General features: G+C 65.7%; 15 protein-coding genes. 6 read left to right on the forward strand and 9 right to left on the reverse strand.

The window, feature by feature from the left end; genetic code table 11:
- Window positions 1–5 precede the first annotated feature (5 nt).
- Window positions 6–1973 carry a lytic transglycosylase domain-containing protein gene (locus D8Z78_RS21020; protein ID WP_121632612.1) on the forward strand — a complete coding sequence of 656 codons (1968 nt, stop codon included), beginning with the start codon at window positions 6–8 and terminating at the stop codon, window positions 1971–1973.
- A gap of 61 nt (window positions 1974–2034) precedes the next feature.
- On the opposite strand, the gene D8Z78_RS21025 is transcribed toward D8Z78_RS21020, so the two are convergent.
- Both D8Z78_RS21025 and mnmC2 read right to left on the reverse strand, forming a co-directional pair.
- Entirely contained in the window at window positions 2035–2901 is an 867-nt protein-coding gene (locus D8Z78_RS21025; protein ID WP_121632610.1) for a DMT family transporter, read from the reverse strand.
- 1 nt (window position 2902) lies between these two features.
- The gene (mnmC2, locus tag D8Z78_RS21030) at window positions 2903–3559 is read right to left on the reverse strand and encodes a tRNA (5-methylaminomethyl-2-thiouridine)(34)-methyltransferase MnmC2 (protein WP_121632608.1); all 657 of its coding nucleotides are present in this window, start codon (window positions 3557–3559) and stop codon (window positions 2903–2905) included.
- 104 nt (window positions 3560–3663) lie between these two features.
- On the opposite strand from mnmC2, the gene D8Z78_RS21035 reads away from it, so the two are divergent.
- Window positions 3664–4713 (forward strand): NAD(P)/FAD-dependent oxidoreductase, encoded by a 1050-nt coding sequence (locus D8Z78_RS21035; RefSeq protein WP_121632607.1) that lies wholly within the window; start codon window positions 3664–3666, stop codon window positions 4711–4713.
- Between the two features lie 32 nt (window positions 4714–4745).
- Here D8Z78_RS21035 and D8Z78_RS21040 read toward each other — a convergent pair whose 3' ends face one another.
- From D8Z78_RS21040 to ubiA, 5 genes are all read right to left on the reverse strand, one after another.
- Window positions 4746–5189, reverse strand: coding sequence for a MaoC family dehydratase (locus D8Z78_RS21040; RefSeq protein WP_121632605.1), 444 nt, complete (start codon window positions 5187–5189; stop codon window positions 4746–4748).
- A gap of 183 nt (window positions 5190–5372) precedes the next feature.
- Window positions 5373–6245, reverse strand: a complete 873-nt coding sequence (locus D8Z78_RS21045; protein WP_121632603.1) for a TIGR01459 family HAD-type hydrolase — start codon at window positions 6243–6245, stop codon at window positions 5373–5375.
- Between the two features lie 60 nt (window positions 6246–6305).
- Window positions 6306–6629, reverse strand: a complete 324-nt coding sequence (locus tag D8Z78_RS21050; protein ID WP_121632602.1) for a hypothetical protein — start codon at window positions 6627–6629, stop codon at window positions 6306–6308.
- 35 nt (window positions 6630–6664) lie between these two features.
- Window positions 6665–8590, reverse strand: coding sequence for an OmpA family protein (locus D8Z78_RS21055; RefSeq protein WP_121632600.1), 1926 nt, complete (start codon window positions 8588–8590; stop codon window positions 6665–6667).
- A gap of 60 nt (window positions 8591–8650) precedes the next feature.
- Window positions 8651–9616, reverse strand: a complete 966-nt coding sequence (gene ubiA / locus D8Z78_RS21060) for a 4-hydroxybenzoate octaprenyltransferase (RefSeq protein ID WP_240672211.1) — start codon at window positions 9614–9616, stop codon at window positions 8651–8653.
- A gap of 12 nt (window positions 9617–9628) precedes the next feature.
- Here ubiA and D8Z78_RS21065 point away from each other — a divergent pair, with 12 nt between their 5' ends.
- The 4 genes from D8Z78_RS21065 to D8Z78_RS21080 are packed head-to-tail and all read left to right on the forward strand — an operon-like array spanning window position 9629 to window position 13136.
- Window positions 9629–10351 carry a 16S rRNA (uracil(1498)-N(3))-methyltransferase gene (locus D8Z78_RS21065; RefSeq protein WP_121632596.1) on the forward strand — a complete coding sequence of 241 codons (723 nt, stop codon included), beginning with the start codon at window positions 9629–9631 and terminating at the stop codon, window positions 10349–10351.
- The gene (locus tag D8Z78_RS21070; protein ID WP_121632594.1) at window positions 10348–11184 is read left to right on the forward strand and encodes a GNAT family N-acetyltransferase; all 837 of its coding nucleotides are present in this window, start codon (window positions 10348–10350) and stop codon (window positions 11182–11184) included. Before D8Z78_RS21065 ends, D8Z78_RS21070 begins: the two co-directional genes overlap by 4 nt.
- On the forward strand, window positions 11181–11705 hold the full coding sequence (locus D8Z78_RS21075) for a hypothetical protein (RefSeq protein WP_121632592.1): 525 nt from the start codon (window positions 11181–11183) through the stop codon (window positions 11703–11705). Before D8Z78_RS21070 ends, D8Z78_RS21075 begins: the two co-directional genes overlap by 4 nt.
- Before the next feature lie 60 nt (window positions 11706–11765).
- Window positions 11766–13136 carry a glutamate--cysteine ligase gene (locus tag D8Z78_RS21080; protein ID WP_121632591.1) on the forward strand — a complete coding sequence of 457 codons (1371 nt, stop codon included), beginning with the start codon at window positions 11766–11768 and terminating at the stop codon, window positions 13134–13136.
- A 45-nt stretch (window positions 13137–13181) separates the two neighbouring features.
- On the opposite strand, the gene D8Z78_RS21085 is transcribed toward D8Z78_RS21080, so the two are convergent.
- Both D8Z78_RS21085 and D8Z78_RS21090 read right to left on the reverse strand, forming a co-directional pair.
- Window positions 13182–14759 carry a gamma-glutamyltransferase family protein gene (locus D8Z78_RS21085; protein ID WP_121632589.1) on the reverse strand — a complete coding sequence of 526 codons (1578 nt, stop codon included), beginning with the start codon at window positions 14757–14759 and terminating at the stop codon, window positions 13182–13184.
- A gap of 424 nt (window positions 14760–15183) precedes the next feature.
- A complete protein-coding gene (locus tag D8Z78_RS21090; RefSeq protein ID WP_121632588.1) occupies window positions 15184–15651 on the reverse strand; it encodes an ATP-binding protein in 468 nt (155 codons plus the stop codon).
- Window positions 15652–15659 lie beyond the last annotated feature (8 nt).

Consider the following 15659-nt stretch of genomic DNA (forward strand, 5'->3'; position numbering starts at 1 on the left):
AGCTGATGTCGCGCCTCTTTGCCGCCCTGTTGATCCTGTGCACCGCCTGTGCCTCTGCCGTTCAGGCGCAGGAGGCCGGGCAGGCGCTGGCCAAGGCGATGCAGTCGATGCGGCAGGGCAATTGGGCCGCCGCGCGCATCGAGGCGCGGGTCGACGGGCAGGCGGCGGTGGACGTGATCCTGTGGCATTACCTGCGCGCAGGGCAGGGCGATGCGGATGAGGTGATGGACTTCATCGCGCGCAACCCCGATTGGCCGGGCATGCCCTATCTGCGCGAGAAATCCGAACCGGCGATGAGCTCGGCCAGCGCCGAGGAAATCCGCGCCTTTTTCGCCGACACCCTGCCGCAAAGCGGCACCGGCGCGCTGGCGCTGGCGCGCGCACACATGCAGGCGGGGGACGAGGGCGCGGCGCATGCGGATGTGGTGCTGGCCTGGCGGACGCTGTCGCTGAATTCCGACGAGCGGCGCACGTTCGTGGCCGAATGGGGGGATATCCTCAAGGACCACCACGTGGCGCGGCTGGATATGGCCCTGTGGAAGGGCTGGTCGCAGAATGCCACGGCGATGCTGCCCTTGGTCAGCGAGGACTGGCAGGCGCTGGCCGAGGCGCGCATGGCGCTGCGGTCCTCGGCGGCGGGGGTCGATGGGTTGATCGCACGCGTTCCGGATGCGTTGCAGAACCATCCCGGCCTTGCCTTCGAGCGGTTCCTGTGGCGCGCCCGCAAGGGGCGCAGCGCCGATGCGATCGAGTTGCTGCTGGCCCATTCCGAAAGCGCGCGGACATTGGGAGAGCCTTGGGCCTGGGCGAATGAACGCGTCGATCTGGCTCGCGAACGGATGCGCGCCGGGGCCCATGCCGAGGCCTACCAGATCGCCGCGAACAACTGGCTGTACGATGGCAGCGAATTCGCCGAGCTAGAATGGCTGGCGGGCTATCTCGCGTTGCGCCATCTCGACCGGCCGGAACTGGCGGTCGATCATTTCCAACGCTTCCGCGAGGCGATCTGGACACCGATTTCCGTGGGCCGCGCGGGCTATTGGCTGGGCCGCGCGCTGGAAGAGGCGGGCCGCAGCGATGAGGCGCAGGACGCCTATGCCGAGGGCGCGGCTTATCAGACCTCGTTCTACGGGCTGCTCGCCGCCGAGCGTGCGGGGCTGCCGCCCGACCCGAACCTTGCCGGAACCGAGGATTTCCCCGATTGGCGGGAGGCACCTTATACGAAATCCAGCGTCTTCAACGCCGCGATCCTGCTGCTGGCCGCGGGCGAGGTGCCCTTGGGCGAACGCTTCCTGACACATCTGGCAGAGGGGCTGGACCGCGAGGGGATGGGTCGTCTTGGCGACATGCTGGCCGAAATGGGGCGACCGCATATCCAAGTCATGCTGGGCAAGCGCGCCGCGCAATACGGGATCGAGTTGCCGGGGCCCTATTACGCCCTGCCGGCCGAGGTCGTGGCGACCGAATACCCGGTGCCGAAGGAGTTGGTGCTGGCCATTGCCCGCCGGGAATCGGAGTTTGACCCGGTGGTGATCTCGGGCGCGGGGGCGCGCGGCTATATGCAGCTGATGCCGGGCACGGCGCGCGATGTCAGCCGCCAGCTGGGCATCGAGTATGACGCCGACAAATTGCTGTCGGACCCCGCCTATAACGCGCGGCTTGGCTCGACCTATCTGGCGGGCCTGTCCGAGCGGTTCGACGGCAACGTCGTGATGATGGCGGCGGGCTACAATGCCGGGCCGGGGCGACCGATCCGCTGGATGCGCGAGATGGGTGATCCGCGCGCGGGCGAGATCGACGTGATCGACTGGATCGAGATGATCCCCTTTGACGAGACCCGCAATTACGTGATGCGCGTGGCCGAAAGCCTGCCTGTCTATCGCGCGCGGCTGGGGCTGGACCCGCACCCGGTGCCCTTCTCCGAGGAACTGATCGGCTCGACCTTGCCCGCGCGCACGGTGGAGACGGAGTAGGGGGCTCTGCCCCCGGCCTGCGGCCTCCCCCGGGGTATTTTGGGCAAGAAGAAGACTTGGGTCAGGCTTTGATCCGGGCGCGCCAGAGGGTGAACAGTCCAGCCGCGACGATCAGTGCGGCGCCGATGGCCACATTGGTGCGGATGGTTTCGTTGAAGACCACGATGCCGAGGGCGCTGGCGAAGACCAGTTGCAGATAGGCGAAGGGCTGGACGGCGCTGGCCTCGGCGACTTCGTAGCATTTGATCAAGGTGTAGTGACCGAGCGCGCCGGTCAGGCACAGAAGCCCCATCCAGCCCCAATCTGCCATGGTCATGGCTTCCCAGAACCAGACGCCGATGGCCGTGGCGACGACCGCGCCCGCAACGCCGGTATAGAAGAAGGAGGTGGCCGCTGAGTCCGCGCGGGCGACATAGCGGGTCAGCAAGCCGTAAAGCGCGAACATCAGCGCGGCGCAGAGCGGGATCACGGCATAGGGGGAGAAGACCCCGCCCGAGGGTTGCAGGATGATGATCACGCCGACAAAGCCCACCCCGATTGCCGCCCAGCGGCGCCAGCCCACATGCTCGCCCAGAACAGGACCCGACAGGGCCGCGATCAGCAGCGGGTAGGCGGCAAAGACCGCGTGGCTTTCGACCAGTCCCAGAAAGACGAAGCCCAGCACCATCACGTTGATCTCGACCACCAGCAGCGCGCCGCGAAAGGCTTGCAGCCATGGAAAGGCGCTGCGGGCGGCGGCGCGCAGGCCCCCCGCCTTGCGGCTGGCCACGGCCATGACGAAGGCGGCAAAGAACCAGTAGCGCACCATCACCACCATCATCGTGTTGTATTCGCTGGCCAGATGGCGCGACAGCCCGTCCTGCATGGCAAAGACGAAGGTGGTGAAGACCATCAGCCAGATGCCGAGGCGGGTGTTCTGCTGGGCCATATCAGGCTTTCCTTGCGGTGGTCATGTGGCGCTTGCGGCCATAGCCGGGGATGCGGTTCACGGTGAAGCCGGCCTCGGCCAGCGCGCGCCGGACATGGCCTGCGGCGGTGTAGGTGGCAGCGGTGCCGCCGGGGACTGTGTGGCTGGCGACCTCGGCCATCAGCTGGGGCGCCCAGAGTTCGGGATTCCGGGCGGGGGCGAATCCGTCGAGGAACCAGGCATCGGCCTGTCCCTGCCATGTGGACAGGGTTTCGCGGGCGTCGCCGGTGATCAGGGTAAAGTCCAGGTCGGGCAGGGTGATCTGCGTGGCGCCCCAATGCGGGGCCAGCTCCTGCGCGAGCGGCGCGATCTCGGGGAAGGCGGCTTGGGCGCGGATCATCTCGGGGGCGGTCAGCGGGTAGGCCTCGAAGCTGGTGAACCGCAGGGTGCCGGTCTGGCCGCTTTCGCGCCACAGCCTGAGGCAGGCAAGCAGGTTGAGCCCGGTGCCAAAGCCCAGCTCGGCCACGTGGAACCCGTCATGGAAGCGCGCGGGCAGGTCGTTGCCGGTCAGAAAGACATGGGCGGTCTCGGCCAGCCCATTGTCGAGCGAGTAATACGGGTCGTCGAAGCGGGTCGAGACGGGGATGTCTCCGCGCCAGTCGAGCGCGTCGGTGGTCATGGGCTGGCCCTTTGTGCTGCGCCTGCGATATGCATGGGTTGTGCATGGCATGTGCATGCTGTGTGCATGCAAATTTGCGGCAGCTTTGCAGGCAGGAGAGGCGAATGACAAGGGTCGACGTGACGGTGCGCGGGGCAGGGGCGTTCGGCCTGTCGGTGGCCTGGGCCTGCCTGTTGCGCGGGGCGAAGGTGCGCGTCGTCGACCCATTTGGGCCGGGGGCCGGGTCGTCGGGTGGGGTGGTCGGCGCGTTGGCGCCGCATGTGCCCGAAAACTGGAACGACAAGAAGGCGTTTCAACTGGACAGCCTGTTGATGGCCGAGGCGTTTTGGGCCGGGGTCGAGGCGGCGGGCGGAGTCTCGACCGGCTACGGGCGAACCGGGCGGTTGCAGCCGGTGGCGGATGCGCGCGCGCTGGATCTCGCGCGTGGGCGGGCGTCGACGGCGGCAGAGCTTTGGCGCGGAGAGGCCGTGTGGGAGGTCATGCCTGCCGATTCGTTTGGTGGTTTCAAACCCGTGTCGCCCACGGGCTGGCTGATCCGCGATACGCTGAGCGCCCGTATGCATCCGCGCCGGGCCTGCGCGGCGCTGGTGGCGGCGGTCACGGCGCGGGGCGGTGAGGTCGTCGCAGAGGCGCCCGATCAGGGTGCCGTGGTCTGGGCCACGGGCTGGCAAGGCCTGCGCGATTTGTCGGAGCGGCTGGGGCGGCCTGTCGGGGATGGGGTCAAGGGGCAGGCGGCCTTGCTACGCTGCGAGGCGCGCGACGCCCCGCAACTGTTCGTCGACGGGTTGCACATCGTGCCGCATGCGGATGGCACGGTGGCGATCGGGTCGACCTCGGAGCGGGAATTCGACGCGCCGGACCGTGTCGATGCGCAGGTCGAAGACCTGATCGCGCGGGCGCGCAAGGCCCTGCCCTTGCTGGAAAATGCGGAGGTCTTGGAGAGGTGGGCCGGGGTGCGGCCAAGGGCGCGGAGCCGCGCGCCCTTGCTGGATCGGTGGCCCGACAGGCCCGGGCACTACATCGCGAATGGCGGGTTCAAGATCGGCTTTGGCATGGCGCCCAAGGTGGCCGAGGTGATGGCCGATCTGGTGTTGGCGGGGCGCGATGATGCCATTCCGGAGGGTTTCCGCTTTGCGGCGCTCGGCAAAAAGTAGGATGGGTGATCACCCATCCTACCCCAGATAACTCAGTCGAATTTGCGCGACGGTGCCAGCACCTTGGCCTCGCCGATCAGCACTTTTTTCCCGTCAACCTTGCACACGCAATCCAGTGTGACGCGGCGCTTGGCGATGTCGATATCGGTCACCGTGACCTCTGTATGCACCGTGTCGCCGGGCCGCACAGGACCGAGGAATTTCAACGTCTGGCCCAGATAGACGGTGCCGTGCCCCGGCAGTTGTTCGCCGATCACCGCCGAAACCAGCCCCGCCGTCAGCATGCCATGGGCGATCCGGCCCTCGAAGATCGTGTCATTGGCGTAGTCATCGTCCAGATGCACCGGGTTCCGGTCGGTGGACACTTGCGCGAACATCTCGATATCGGCGTCGGTCACCACCTTGCGGAGGTAGCGCGACATGCCCATCTCGATATCCTCGATGCAGATCGTTCCACGGGGCAGATTGTCCAACATCTTGTCCTCCAACTCGGCGGTGCGGTAATAAAAGCGCGACCCAAGCGCGCGTGTTGAAATTTTATTACTTTGCGGACGCAGCAAAAATCAAGCAAAATTTCCCGGACGGCTGCCGTCAATTGGTCGCAGAACGCAAAACGCCCCGCCGGGGGCGGGGCGTTTGATGTGAAGACGGCCAATGGCTTAGCGCAAATATCCGATCGAGAATTGCGGCGAGACCTGCGCGCTTTCCAGGTAGCCCTCCAGCGCGTCGGGGTCGGGATTTTGCCGGGTGGCGGTTTCCTCGCGGGCCAGACCGCCGGTGATGAAGAGGGAATCGATGTCCTCGCCCATCGCGCCTTGGATATCCGTGTGCGGGCCGTCGCCGATGGCCAGAATGCCCGCATCGGGCACGCCCTTGCGGTGTTCGGCCAGACGGCGCCGCGCCAGATCGTAGATCGCCGGATGCGGCTTGCCGAAATACAGCGCCTCGCCGCCCATCTCCTCATAGAGTTTCGCCAGCGAACCGGCGCAGTATTCGCGGCGCTCGCCGCGATCGACCACCAGATCGGGATTGGCGCAGAGCAGCTTCAGCCCCTTCTGCTTGGCATAGAGGAATTCGGGCCGGTTTACGTCGGGGTCCGCATGCGGATCGAAAGGACCGCAGCAGACGATTCCCTCGGCCTCGTCCAATTCCACGCGCTGCACGTCGACCGGGTTTTCGATCAGCTTCATCGGCTCGAAGAAGCTCAGGTCGAAATCCAGCCCCATGAACCAGACCTTTTGACCGACCGCGCCCTGAAACATCGCGGCGCGGGCACTGTCGCCGGAGGTGGCGATGTCGTCATAGGCGTCCTCGGGCACCTCGAAGCGCACCAGCTGCTTGGCGACCTCGTGGCGCGAGCGGGGCGCGTTGGTCAGAAGGATCACGCAACCACCCTTGGCGCGGTAGGCCTGCAGGGCCGCGACCGCCTCGGCGTAGGCCTTCACGCCGTTATGGACACAGCCCCAAAGGTCGACGAACAAAGCGTCGTAGCGGTCTGAAATCTCGGAAAGCGAAGAAATGATCTGGGTCATGGGCCTGCTCGCACTAAAAGGGTCGGGACCTTGTTTCATATAGCGCGGCGAAGGAAAAGCTCAGCCCTGCTGGCGTTCGATCCAGTTGCGCATTTCCTCGGCCTCGGAGCGCGCCTCGCGCAACCCGTCCATGGCGGCGCGCAGTTCGGCTTCGGTCTGGGCCAGCTGGTTGGTCAGTTCGGCCTCGCGCTGTTGCAGGTAGGTGATGGCCTGATCGCGGGTTTCCTCGGCCTCGTGCAGCTCTTGGCTCATGCGTTCGAGCTGATCCATATCGGCTTGGCTGACCTTCTTGAAGCGGTGGATGACCCAATGGGCAAACCAGCCCAAGGCAAAGGCCACGAACAAGATGATCGCCGTGACGATGATGAATTCGGATCTGTTCATCCGCTGTCCCTTTGTGCCGGGCGTTGGCCGCCCTGTCAGTTTCCGTCAGGGGCTGCCTCGGCCCCGTCATTGTTGTCTGCCGCGTCTTCCGCGGTTTCCGCCGGAGCGTCTTCGGCGGGCGTCTCCGCCTGCGGGTCTTCGGCGGCGGGGTCTTCGACCTTGAGCAGCTTGAACTCGATGCGGCGGTTGGCCTCGCGGCCTTCCTCTGTGCCATTATCGGCAATCGGCCGGGTTTCGCCATAGCCTTTGACCGAATAATCCCGCGTCGGCACGCGGCGTGTGCGCAGCGCGTCCAGAACCGCCTGCGCGCGTTCGCGGCTGAGTTCCTCGTTCATGACCTCGCGGCCTTGGCTGTCGGTGTGGCCGCCGACCTCGATCGGGATGTCGCCGCAGGTCTTCAGCAACTCGGCCAGTTCGTCCATGATGTCCTTGGCCGAGGCGTCTAGCGTGGCCGAGCCCGGTTCAAAGGTGATCTTGCGCGCGCCGATGACCTCGGTGATGCGGGCTTCGCATTCCTCGGGCGTGGGGATGCCCAAGGTCGGGTCCAGCCGCTCCTCGTAATCGACGCGGATGTCATAGCTCGCGCCTTCGCCCAGCTTGGACGTCAACAGCGCGGCAATCTGAGTCGAGGCCTCGGCATTGCCGGTGCGCCCGGTGACGGTGATGCTGTCGGGTAGGACGGTGACCGAGCCATTGACCAGCCCAGACAGGACTTCGAGCGCGGCCAGGGTGCGCACCGGCCAGTCCTGCGGCAGGCCTTCGGCGACGCGGGCGGCGGTATAGACCGCCTCGGACCCGAACCGCGCCTTGGCAAAGCTGTCCACGGTCTGGCGTGCAATGTCGGACGAAAGACGCCCGCGCAGTTGCACCTGTCCTTCGGGGGACAGGGTGGCGACGAATTCCGGCGGGCCTTGGTCCGCCTGATCGGGGGTCTTGGGCAGGCTGGCTTCCAGCGCGAAGACGCCGGGCAGCCCGGCCTCCATCTCGCCCACGACCCGGTCGAACAGGGCCTGCTCGGTGCCCTCCGGGCCGATCAGGACGATATCGGCATTGGTAAAGGTGACCGAGCCACCGCCCAGTTCCGCCAGCTTGCCGATGGCCAGCGCCGCAGCATCGGCCCAGCGGCGCGACGGCGTGCCCAGACCCAGCGTGCAGGCCGCCCGTTCGGTCATGCCCGCCTTGGTGGCGGCGGCGACGATACGGTCGCGGCCCTCTTCGCTTTCGGCAGAGCAGGCATCGAACCGCGCGCCCTCGTCGTCGATGACGAAGCGCAGGGTGAAGGGCGAGATCACCGGGCGCGGCGCCGAGATGTCCAGTTGCAGCGCCAGATCCTCTGGCTTGCGGCGGTTCAGCGCAGTTTCGAGCCGCACGCGGACCTGTTCGCTTTCGGTCATGGCCTTGATCGCCACGTGTTCGGCATCGACCGAGATCTTTGAGCGAGGCAGGTCCTTGAGCGCGCGGATCGCATAAAGCAGCGCGTCGTCCCAGCCATTTGGCGTCGGGAAATCGGCGCTTTCGAGCAGGTCGCTGACTTCGCCTTCGCCGGCGATTTCGCGGAACTGTTCGACCAGTGCGGCGCGGTCGGTTTCGACCGGAACCAGCCCGATCACGGATATCCCGGCGTCGTTGCGCAGGATTTCGATGGAGAAATGCGGGGCTTTCAGCTCCTCGGGTTCCTCGACCAGCATCTGGTCGATCACTCGGGCGGCATCCACCACGCGACCGGCAGTGGACAGCGCCTGAAAGCGCGCGGCCTCGTCGGGGGCGGTGCCGATCAGAAAGACCTGAAGGCCATTTGTGTCGACCTCGGCCCAGGTCAGCCCCTCGGCATCCAGTTCGTTCAGCACGTCGGATTTCGACGCGCTCTCGATCACACCGACGCTGAGGGTCGCCGCCAGAAGGCTGACAGCCCCGGCGCCCGCAAAGATCGCTGTGGTGGTGAAAATCGAGGAAAGCCGCATGGACGCCTGTCACATTGTTTTCGGTCAAGCCCTGATAAGACTTAGCGAAAGGTTAGGCAATCAGACGATCAGGGCACCGGCGAAAATCAGCACGGGCAGCAGCCCGGCATCGCGATTGGACCGGAACAGCGTCAGACAGCGGTCATTGTCGTCGATGTCCAGCCTGCGCAACTGCCACAACATGTGCCAGCCCATGGCCCAAGGGCCCACCAGCAGCAGGATTAGAGACAGGGGATTGCGGTCGATGCCCGCCATGATGACGGCGATGCCCATCAGGGTCGCGGTCGCCACCAGAAAGCGCGACAGCCAGCGCGGCGTGTCTGTGCCGAACAGGCGCGCGGTGGATTTCACACCGATCAGCGCGTCGTCTTCCTTGTCCTGATGGGCGTAGATCGTGTCATAGAACAAGGTCCACGCCATCCCCGACAGGTACAGCACCACGGCGGGCCATTCCAGCCGCCCACTGTGCGCCGTCCATGCCAGCAGCGCGCCCCAGTTGAAGGCGATGCCCAGAAAGACCTGCGGCCACCATGTGAAGCGCTTGGCAAAGGGGTAGATCGCCACGGGCAGCAGGCTGAGCACGCCCAGCCCGATGGCGGCCAAGGGGAAGGTCAGCAGGATGCACAGCGCGATCAGGCATTGGATCACCGCCCATCCCAGCGCCTGTTTCGTGGTGACTTGCCCCGAGGGGATCGGGCGCGAGGCGGTGCGCGCCACGGAGCCGTCGATGTCGCGGTCGGTGATGTCGTTCCATGTGCAGCCCGCGCCGCGCATCAGCACAGCGCCGATGCCGCAGCCGACAAAGATCCACAGATCGAACAGGCTCGCCCGCCCGTCATGGGCCATCGACAAAAGCAGCCCCCACCAGCAGGGCAGCAACAGCAGCCACGTCCCGATGGGCCGGTCGGCGCGGCTGAGTCGCAGATAGGGGCGCGACCATTCCGGAGCGATGCGGTCGACCCAGTTGCCCTTGACCGCGTCGGAAACCTGCCCCGCAGCCTCTGGCATATGCTTTTCGCCGGTCATATGGTGCGCCTCATGAAACCAAAGATCCGCCTCTACGTACAGCACCCCTTGGGGGAGGGACAACCGGTCGAGCTTGACCGCGATCAGGCGCATTACCTTTTTGGCGTGATGCGGCTGACGGCGGGGGCCGAGGTCGCCTTGTTCAACGGGGTGGATGGCGAATGGCGCGCGACGGTCGAGACGGCGGGGAAGAAGGCCGGGATTTTGGTTTGTGCGGAGCAGACTGCGCCCCTGAGGGTGCCGCCCGACCTCTGGCTGCTTTTCGCCCCGATCAAGAAGGCCCGCACCGACTTCATCGTGGAGAAGGCCGCCGAGATGGGCGCGCGGCGGATCATGCCCGTGCAGACCGAGTTCACCAATTCCGAGCGCATCCGGCAGGATCGCTTGCAAGCCCATGCGGTCGAGGCGGCGGAGCAATGCGGTGGCACCTTTGTCCCCGAGGTCACGGATTTGCAGCGGTTGGACCGGCTGTTGGCCGATTGGGCCCCTGCCCGCCGCCTGATGTTCTGTGACGAGGCGCGGGTGGGGCAGGCCGTCACGCTGGCCGAGGCCGCGCCCGGACCGTGGGCGATTCTGATCGGCCCGGAGGGGGGCTTTTCCGACGCCGAGCGCGACCGTTTACATACGCTGGACTACACTTTTTCGGTGTCGCTCGGCCCCCGCATCCTGCGCGCCGATACGGCGGCGGTCGCGGCGCTGACACTGTGGCAAAACGCCTTGGGAGACTGGACATGATCCGTCAGGCCAAGCCCGAGGATGCCGAGGCGATCCGCGCCTTTCTGATGCGGCACCTCGAAACCTCGATGTTTCTGCTGAGCAACCTTGAGGCACATGGCATCGGCAATACCGATCACCCGCATGGCATGCATTACTTCCTGCGTGAAACCGGCGAGGGGATCACCGGCGTCTTTGGCGCGACGAATGGCGGCTACCTGACCTGTCAGCTTCCCGGCCTGACCAAGACCGAGGCGCAGAGCTATGCCTATCTGCTGCAAGGCTACACCCTGCGCGGTATGACCGGCGATGCGCGGCAGGTGCCGCTGATCCTAGAGGCGCTGCCGGTCACGGATTGGCACATCAACGAGGTCGAGCCGCTTTACAAGCTGGACTTGTCGGATCTGCCAGAGGTCGAGGCCGAGATATGCCCGGCAGAAGAGGGCGATCTGGAGGGGCTGTCGATCTGGTTCGGCCAATCGCGCGAGGAGACCCGGACAGGCACGATGGCAGACGGACCTCAGCGCGCGCGCGAAGCGTTGGAGCGGGGTTACCTGCGCCTGCTGATCGAGAATGGCGCGCCGGTCGCCATGAGCGACATCAACGCCAAGGCGGGCGATTGCGTGCAACTGGGCGGCGTCTACGTGCCGCCTGCCTTGCGCGGGGCCGGGCGCGCGGGTCGGCTGGTCGCAGCACAATTGCGCGACTTGCGGGATCGGGGCGTGGCGCGCGCGATCCTGTTCGCCGCCTCTGCCACGGCGGCAAGGGCCTATGAGCGCATCGGGTTTCAGCGCATCGGCGATTACCACATCGCCGTTCTGAAATCCCCGGTCACGCTGGGGTCGCCCGCATGATCCGCCCCGAGGCCGCCCAAGCCCTGTCGCGCTGGCGCGACGTGATGATTGGCGCTGCCGTGCTGGTGCTGGGCGTCTATTGGGCCTTCTTCACCGGTGGCGGGCTCTTGCACTGGATCGGCTATCTCGTGATGGCGCTGGGGGTCGTGATCGGTTTCGCGGGCTTCCAGCGGGCGCGCTTCAGCGCCGGAACGGGCGGGCCCGGCGTCGTATCGATCGTCGAAGGCCGCATCAGTTATTTCGGCCCTTTGACCGGCGGCATCGTCGATCTGGAGGCGCTCGGCACGCTGACACTGGATCCAAGGGCCAAGCCGCCGCACTGGCTGTTGGCGCAGCCCGGCCAGCCGCCATTGGCGATCCCCTTGACCGCAGAGGGCGCGGATGCGCTTTTCGATGCGTTTGCGTCGCTGCCGGGCATCCGCACCGAGCACATGTTGCGTCAGATGCAGGCGGGCGGCGATGCGCCCATCGTGATCTGGCGCGCGCCGACTGTGCGCGAAACACAGGCGCGTCTGCATTGACACCGGGGGCGCGCTCCTACATCCGTTGAAATCCTAGGCTCTCTTCAAAGGCACTGTCTCATGTCCATTCCCCAATCCGGTGGCGGTTTGATCGAACACCCCGACCAACTGGCCGAATACATGGCCTCTGGCTGCAAACCGAAATCCGATTGGCGCATCGGCACCGAGCATGAGAAATTCGGCTACTGCAAGGACACGCTGAAGCCGCTGCCCTACGAGGGCGAGCGCTCGATCTTGGCGGTGCTCGAAGGCCTGCGCGACCGCTTTGGCTGGGCCGAGGTGCGCGAGGGCGGCAAGCTGATCGGGCTGGAACAGAACGGCGCGAACGTGTCGCTGGAGCCGGGCGGCGCGTTGGAACTGTCGGGCGCACCCTTGGAAACCATCCACCAGACCTGTGACGAGGTGAACGAACATCTGGCTGAGGTCAAATCCATCGCCGACGAGATCGGGGTGGGTTTCATCGGGTTGGGGGCTGCTCCGATCTGGTCGCATGACGAGATGCCCTTGATGCCAAAGGGCCGCTACAAGCTGATGGATGCCTACATGGACACCGTCGGCAGCGCGGGCAAGACCATGATGCGCCGCACCACGACCGTGCAGGTGAACCTCGATTTCGGGTCCGAGGCGGACATGGTGCAGAAGATGCGCGTGGCGCTGGCTCTGCAACCGGTTGCGACGGCGCTGTTCGCCAATTCACCGTTTTTCGAGGGCAAGCCCAACGGGATGAAGTCCTACCGGTCCTGGGTCTGGCGCCATCTGGATGAGGCGCGCACCGGCATGATGCCGTTCGTGTTCGACGAGGGCTTTGGCTTCGAGGCCTATGTGCAACACGCGCTCGATGTGCCGATGTATTTCGTCTACCGCGATGGCCAGTATATCGACGCTTTGGGCCAGTCTTTCCGCGATTTCCTGAGGGGCGAGCTGCCCGCGTTGCCCGGCGAAAAGCCGACCCTGTCGGATTGGGCGGACCACCTGACGACGCTCTTCCCCGAGGCGCGCGCAAAGAAATTCATCGAGATGCGCGGCGCCGATGGCGGGCCTTGGCGGCGGTTGTGCGCCTTGCCGGGATTCTGGGTTGGCCTGACCTATGACCAGACGGCGCTGGATGCAGCCTGGGATCTGGTCAAGGGCTGGGATGCCGAAACCCGCGAGGCGCTGCGCGTGGGGGCCGGTGAGCAAGGCTTGCAGGCGCGGGTCGGAGGCCTCTCGATGCACGATCTGGCCCGCGAGGTTCTGGACATCGCCGAGGCCGGGTTGAAGGCGCGGGCCATGCCCGGCGCCGGGGGGCTGGTGCCGGACGAGACGCATTTCCTCAACGCGCTGCGCGAAAGCGTGGACAGCGGAAAGGTGCCCGCCGACGAGTTGCTGGACCACTATAACGGCGATTGGGGCGGTGATCTGACCAGGATTTACGCGGCGTATTCGTATTGATTTCTGGTAGGATGGGTGATCACCCATCCTACTTTGGCATCGCGTTCAATACCCGATGGCGCAGCCGTCCTTGCGCGGGTCGGATGCGCCTTCGAGCACACCGTTTTCGTGGATCACGATCGCCTGTGCCCCACCAATGGCCGTCTCGGGCGTGACCACGTCATGGCCCTTTGCCGCCAATTCGGCGCGCACCTCATCCGAATAGCCGCGCTCCACCTGCAGTTTCCCGTCCTGCGCAAAGCAGCGCGGCGTGTCCAGTGCCGTCTGCGGGTCCATGCCAAAATCGGTCAGGTTGGTCATCACGCGCGCATGGCCATTGGGCTGGTACTGCCCGCCCATCACGCCAAACGGCATGCTGACGCGGCCCTGATCGCGCACCATCGCTGGGATGATCGTGTGCATCGGACGCTTGCCGCCGCCCATTTCGTTCGGGTGGTTTTTGGCCAGCGAGAACCCGGCACCCCGGTTCTGGAACAGGATGCCATACTTCTCCGAGGCGATCCCCGATCCGAAGCTGTGGAACACCGAATAGATCAGCGACACCGCCATCCGGTCGCGGTCGACCACGGTGATGTAGATCGTCTCCTTGTGGACCGATTCGCTGATCTTGGTGGCGGACTCCATGGCACGCTTTGGGTCGATCAGGGCCGCCAGCCGCGCTGCCGTTTCGGGGCTGGTCAGGTGATCCAGACGGGTCATGTGGTCCGGATCGGCGAGGAACCTGTTGCGCGCATCATAGGCCAGCTTCGCGGCTTCGGCCTCGATATGGGCGCGGTCCGCGCCCAGCGGGTCCATGCTGGCCAGATCGAAATTGGACAGGATGTTCAGCAGCAGATGCGCGGTCACACCTTGGCCGTTCGGCGGATGTTCGAGCAGTTCGCGTCCCTTGTAGGTGCCAGACAGCGGCGCGCTGATGGTGCACTCGGTCGCGGCGAAGTCTTCCAGCGTGTGTACACCGCCTGCCGCGGTCAGGGCGGCGACCATGTCTTCGGCGGCTTCGCCGTCGTAAAACGCGCTGCGCCCGTCTTTCGCAATTCGTTCCAGAAGACGCGCTTGCGCCGGCAGGCGGAAGACGTCGCCCACTTTCGGTGCCTGGCCGTTCAGCAGGTAATGGTCGCGCGCCACGCCTTGCAGCGCATCCGCCGCGATGCGCCAGTCAAAGACGGTGCGCGGTGTGACGGGCAGCCCGTCCTGCATGTAGCGGATCGCCGGGGCGAGGCTGTCGGCGAGGCCGAGTTTCCCCCACGTCTCCGACATGGTGCAAAACGCATCGACGGCACCGGGAATGGTGACCGCATGGGCGCTGCTCGCCGGAACGGTGTCATGGCCCGCGAGGCGCAAGGCTTCGGCGCTGGCGGCCTTGGGCGCCCGCCCTGAGCCATTGACCGCGATCACATCGTCCCCGCCCGCGGGCGAGATCAGGGCAAAGCAGTCGCCGCCGATGCCGGTCATCTGGGGTTCGGCCAGCCCGAGCAGCACGGCCCCTGCAATCGCGGCATCGACGGCATTGCCGCCGCGTTTCAGGATGTCGACGGCGGCTTCGGCAGCCAGCGGATGAGACGTCGCACAGATGCCGTTCATGGCCATCACGGCGGACCGGCCCGGTTTTTGAAAGTCGCGCATGTGAATGAGTTCTCCTTCGTCGCGCAAACCATAGGCACTCGCCGGGCGGCGTCAACGTCAGGAAAAGAAGTACCTCGGCACCGCGCAGTGGGTGGGGGCTGAAACGGCGCGGCGCCGAGGGAAGCCATAAGCAGCTACAAAACCTGTATGACGCGCAATATGGGCAGGAATGTGGTGCGGTCTGGGTGCTTTGATGGCGCATGCACCAACGCGCACAACCCGCCACGGCCATCGGCGGTGGCGGTTCGGAAACAGTTGGAAGGAGGGGGAGGAAGAGCCTCGGTGCCGGGCACTGGGTGGGGGCTGATTATGCCCGACACCGAGGGAAGCTTGTTGCAGCTACCCTTGCAGGATGCCCCGGCAATCGGGCCAGAATGCGGCTGTCACGTGGAACTTCTGCGGCGGGCCTTCGGGCGCCAGCGGCCTAGGTCGGCCCGGTGACGCAGGAGATTGGCAGGGACAGGTACAGCCTGTTCGTCCCGTCCTCCTGCGAATATTCCAGCCGATCAGCCAGACTGCGGATCAGAAACCACCCGAAGCCACCCTCGGGCAAATCCTGCAGTGGCACGTCGAGGTCGGCGGGGGTGCCGGACGGGGGCGTGCCACCGGGCATCGGCAGACCGTAATCGGTGAACCGCGCGCTCAGATGCGTCGCATCGAACTCAAGCTGCATCTCGATCACGCCGTCGCTGCGCTGCTGGTAGGCGTGTTCGACGATATTGTTCAGGACTTCGGCAATCGCCACCTCCCACATGTCGCCGGGCGCAGGTCTGCTGGGAGCGCAGGCCAGTTTCGCGGCGACTTCCGCCAAGGCTTTCCGGACATCGTCCGGAGTGCTTGCCAGAGTGCAGCGAATCGACAAGGCCATGCTTGCGCATTTCTCCGCTTTCATCCCGACCA

The organism is Tropicibacter alexandrii (assembly GCF_003667315.2).
GTDB lineage: Bacteria > Pseudomonadota > Alphaproteobacteria > Rhodobacterales > Rhodobacteraceae > Tropicibacter > Tropicibacter alexandrii.

Excerpts from the sequence above, each read along its gene's own strand:
- D8Z78_RS21075 (WP_121632592.1), top strand. The coding sequence starts at position 11,181 with ATGATCCGCCCCGAGGCCGCCCAAGCCCTGTCGCGCTGGCGCGACGTG.
- D8Z78_RS21055 (WP_121632600.1), bottom strand. The coding sequence starts at position 8,590 with ATGCGGCTTTCCTCGATTTTCACCACCACAGCGATCTTTGCGGGCGCC.
- D8Z78_RS21025 (WP_121632610.1), bottom strand. The coding sequence starts at position 2,901 with ATGGCCCAGCAGAACACCCGCCTCGGCATCTGGCTGATGGTCTTCACC.
- D8Z78_RS21020 (WP_121632612.1), top strand. The coding sequence starts at position 6 with ATGTCGCGCCTCTTTGCCGCCCTGTTGATCCTGTGCACCGCCTGTGCC.
- D8Z78_RS21085 (WP_121632589.1), bottom strand. The coding sequence starts at position 14,759 with ATGCGCGACTTTCAAAAACCGGGCCGGTCCGCCGTGATGGCCATGAAC.
- D8Z78_RS21070 (WP_121632594.1), top strand. The coding sequence starts at position 10,348 with ATGATCCGTCAGGCCAAGCCCGAGGATGCCGAGGCGATCCGCGCCTTT.
- mnmC2 (WP_121632608.1), bottom strand. The coding sequence starts at position 3,559 with ATGACCACCGACGCGCTCGACTGGCGCGGAGACATCCCCGTCTCGACC.
- D8Z78_RS21080 (WP_121632591.1), top strand. The coding sequence starts at position 11,766 with ATGTCCATTCCCCAATCCGGTGGCGGTTTGATCGAACACCCCGACCAA.
- ubiA (WP_240672211.1), bottom strand. The coding sequence starts at position 9,616 with ATGACCGGCGAAAAGCATATGCCAGAGGCTGCGGGGCAGGTTTCCGAC.
- D8Z78_RS21035 (WP_121632607.1), top strand. The coding sequence starts at position 3,664 with ATGACAAGGGTCGACGTGACGGTGCGCGGGGCAGGGGCGTTCGGCCTG.
- D8Z78_RS21050 (WP_121632602.1), bottom strand. The coding sequence starts at position 6,629 with ATGAACAGATCCGAATTCATCATCGTCACGGCGATCATCTTGTTCGTG.
- D8Z78_RS21065 (WP_121632596.1), top strand. The coding sequence starts at position 9,629 with ATGAAACCAAAGATCCGCCTCTACGTACAGCACCCCTTGGGGGAGGGA.
- D8Z78_RS21090 (WP_121632588.1), bottom strand. The coding sequence starts at position 15,651 with ATGAAAGCGGAGAAATGCGCAAGCATGGCCTTGTCGATTCGCTGCACT.
- D8Z78_RS21040 (WP_121632605.1), bottom strand. The coding sequence starts at position 5,189 with ATGTTGGACAATCTGCCCCGTGGAACGATCTGCATCGAGGATATCGAG.
- D8Z78_RS21045 (WP_121632603.1), bottom strand. The coding sequence starts at position 6,245 with ATGACCCAGATCATTTCTTCGCTTTCCGAGATTTCAGACCGCTACGAC.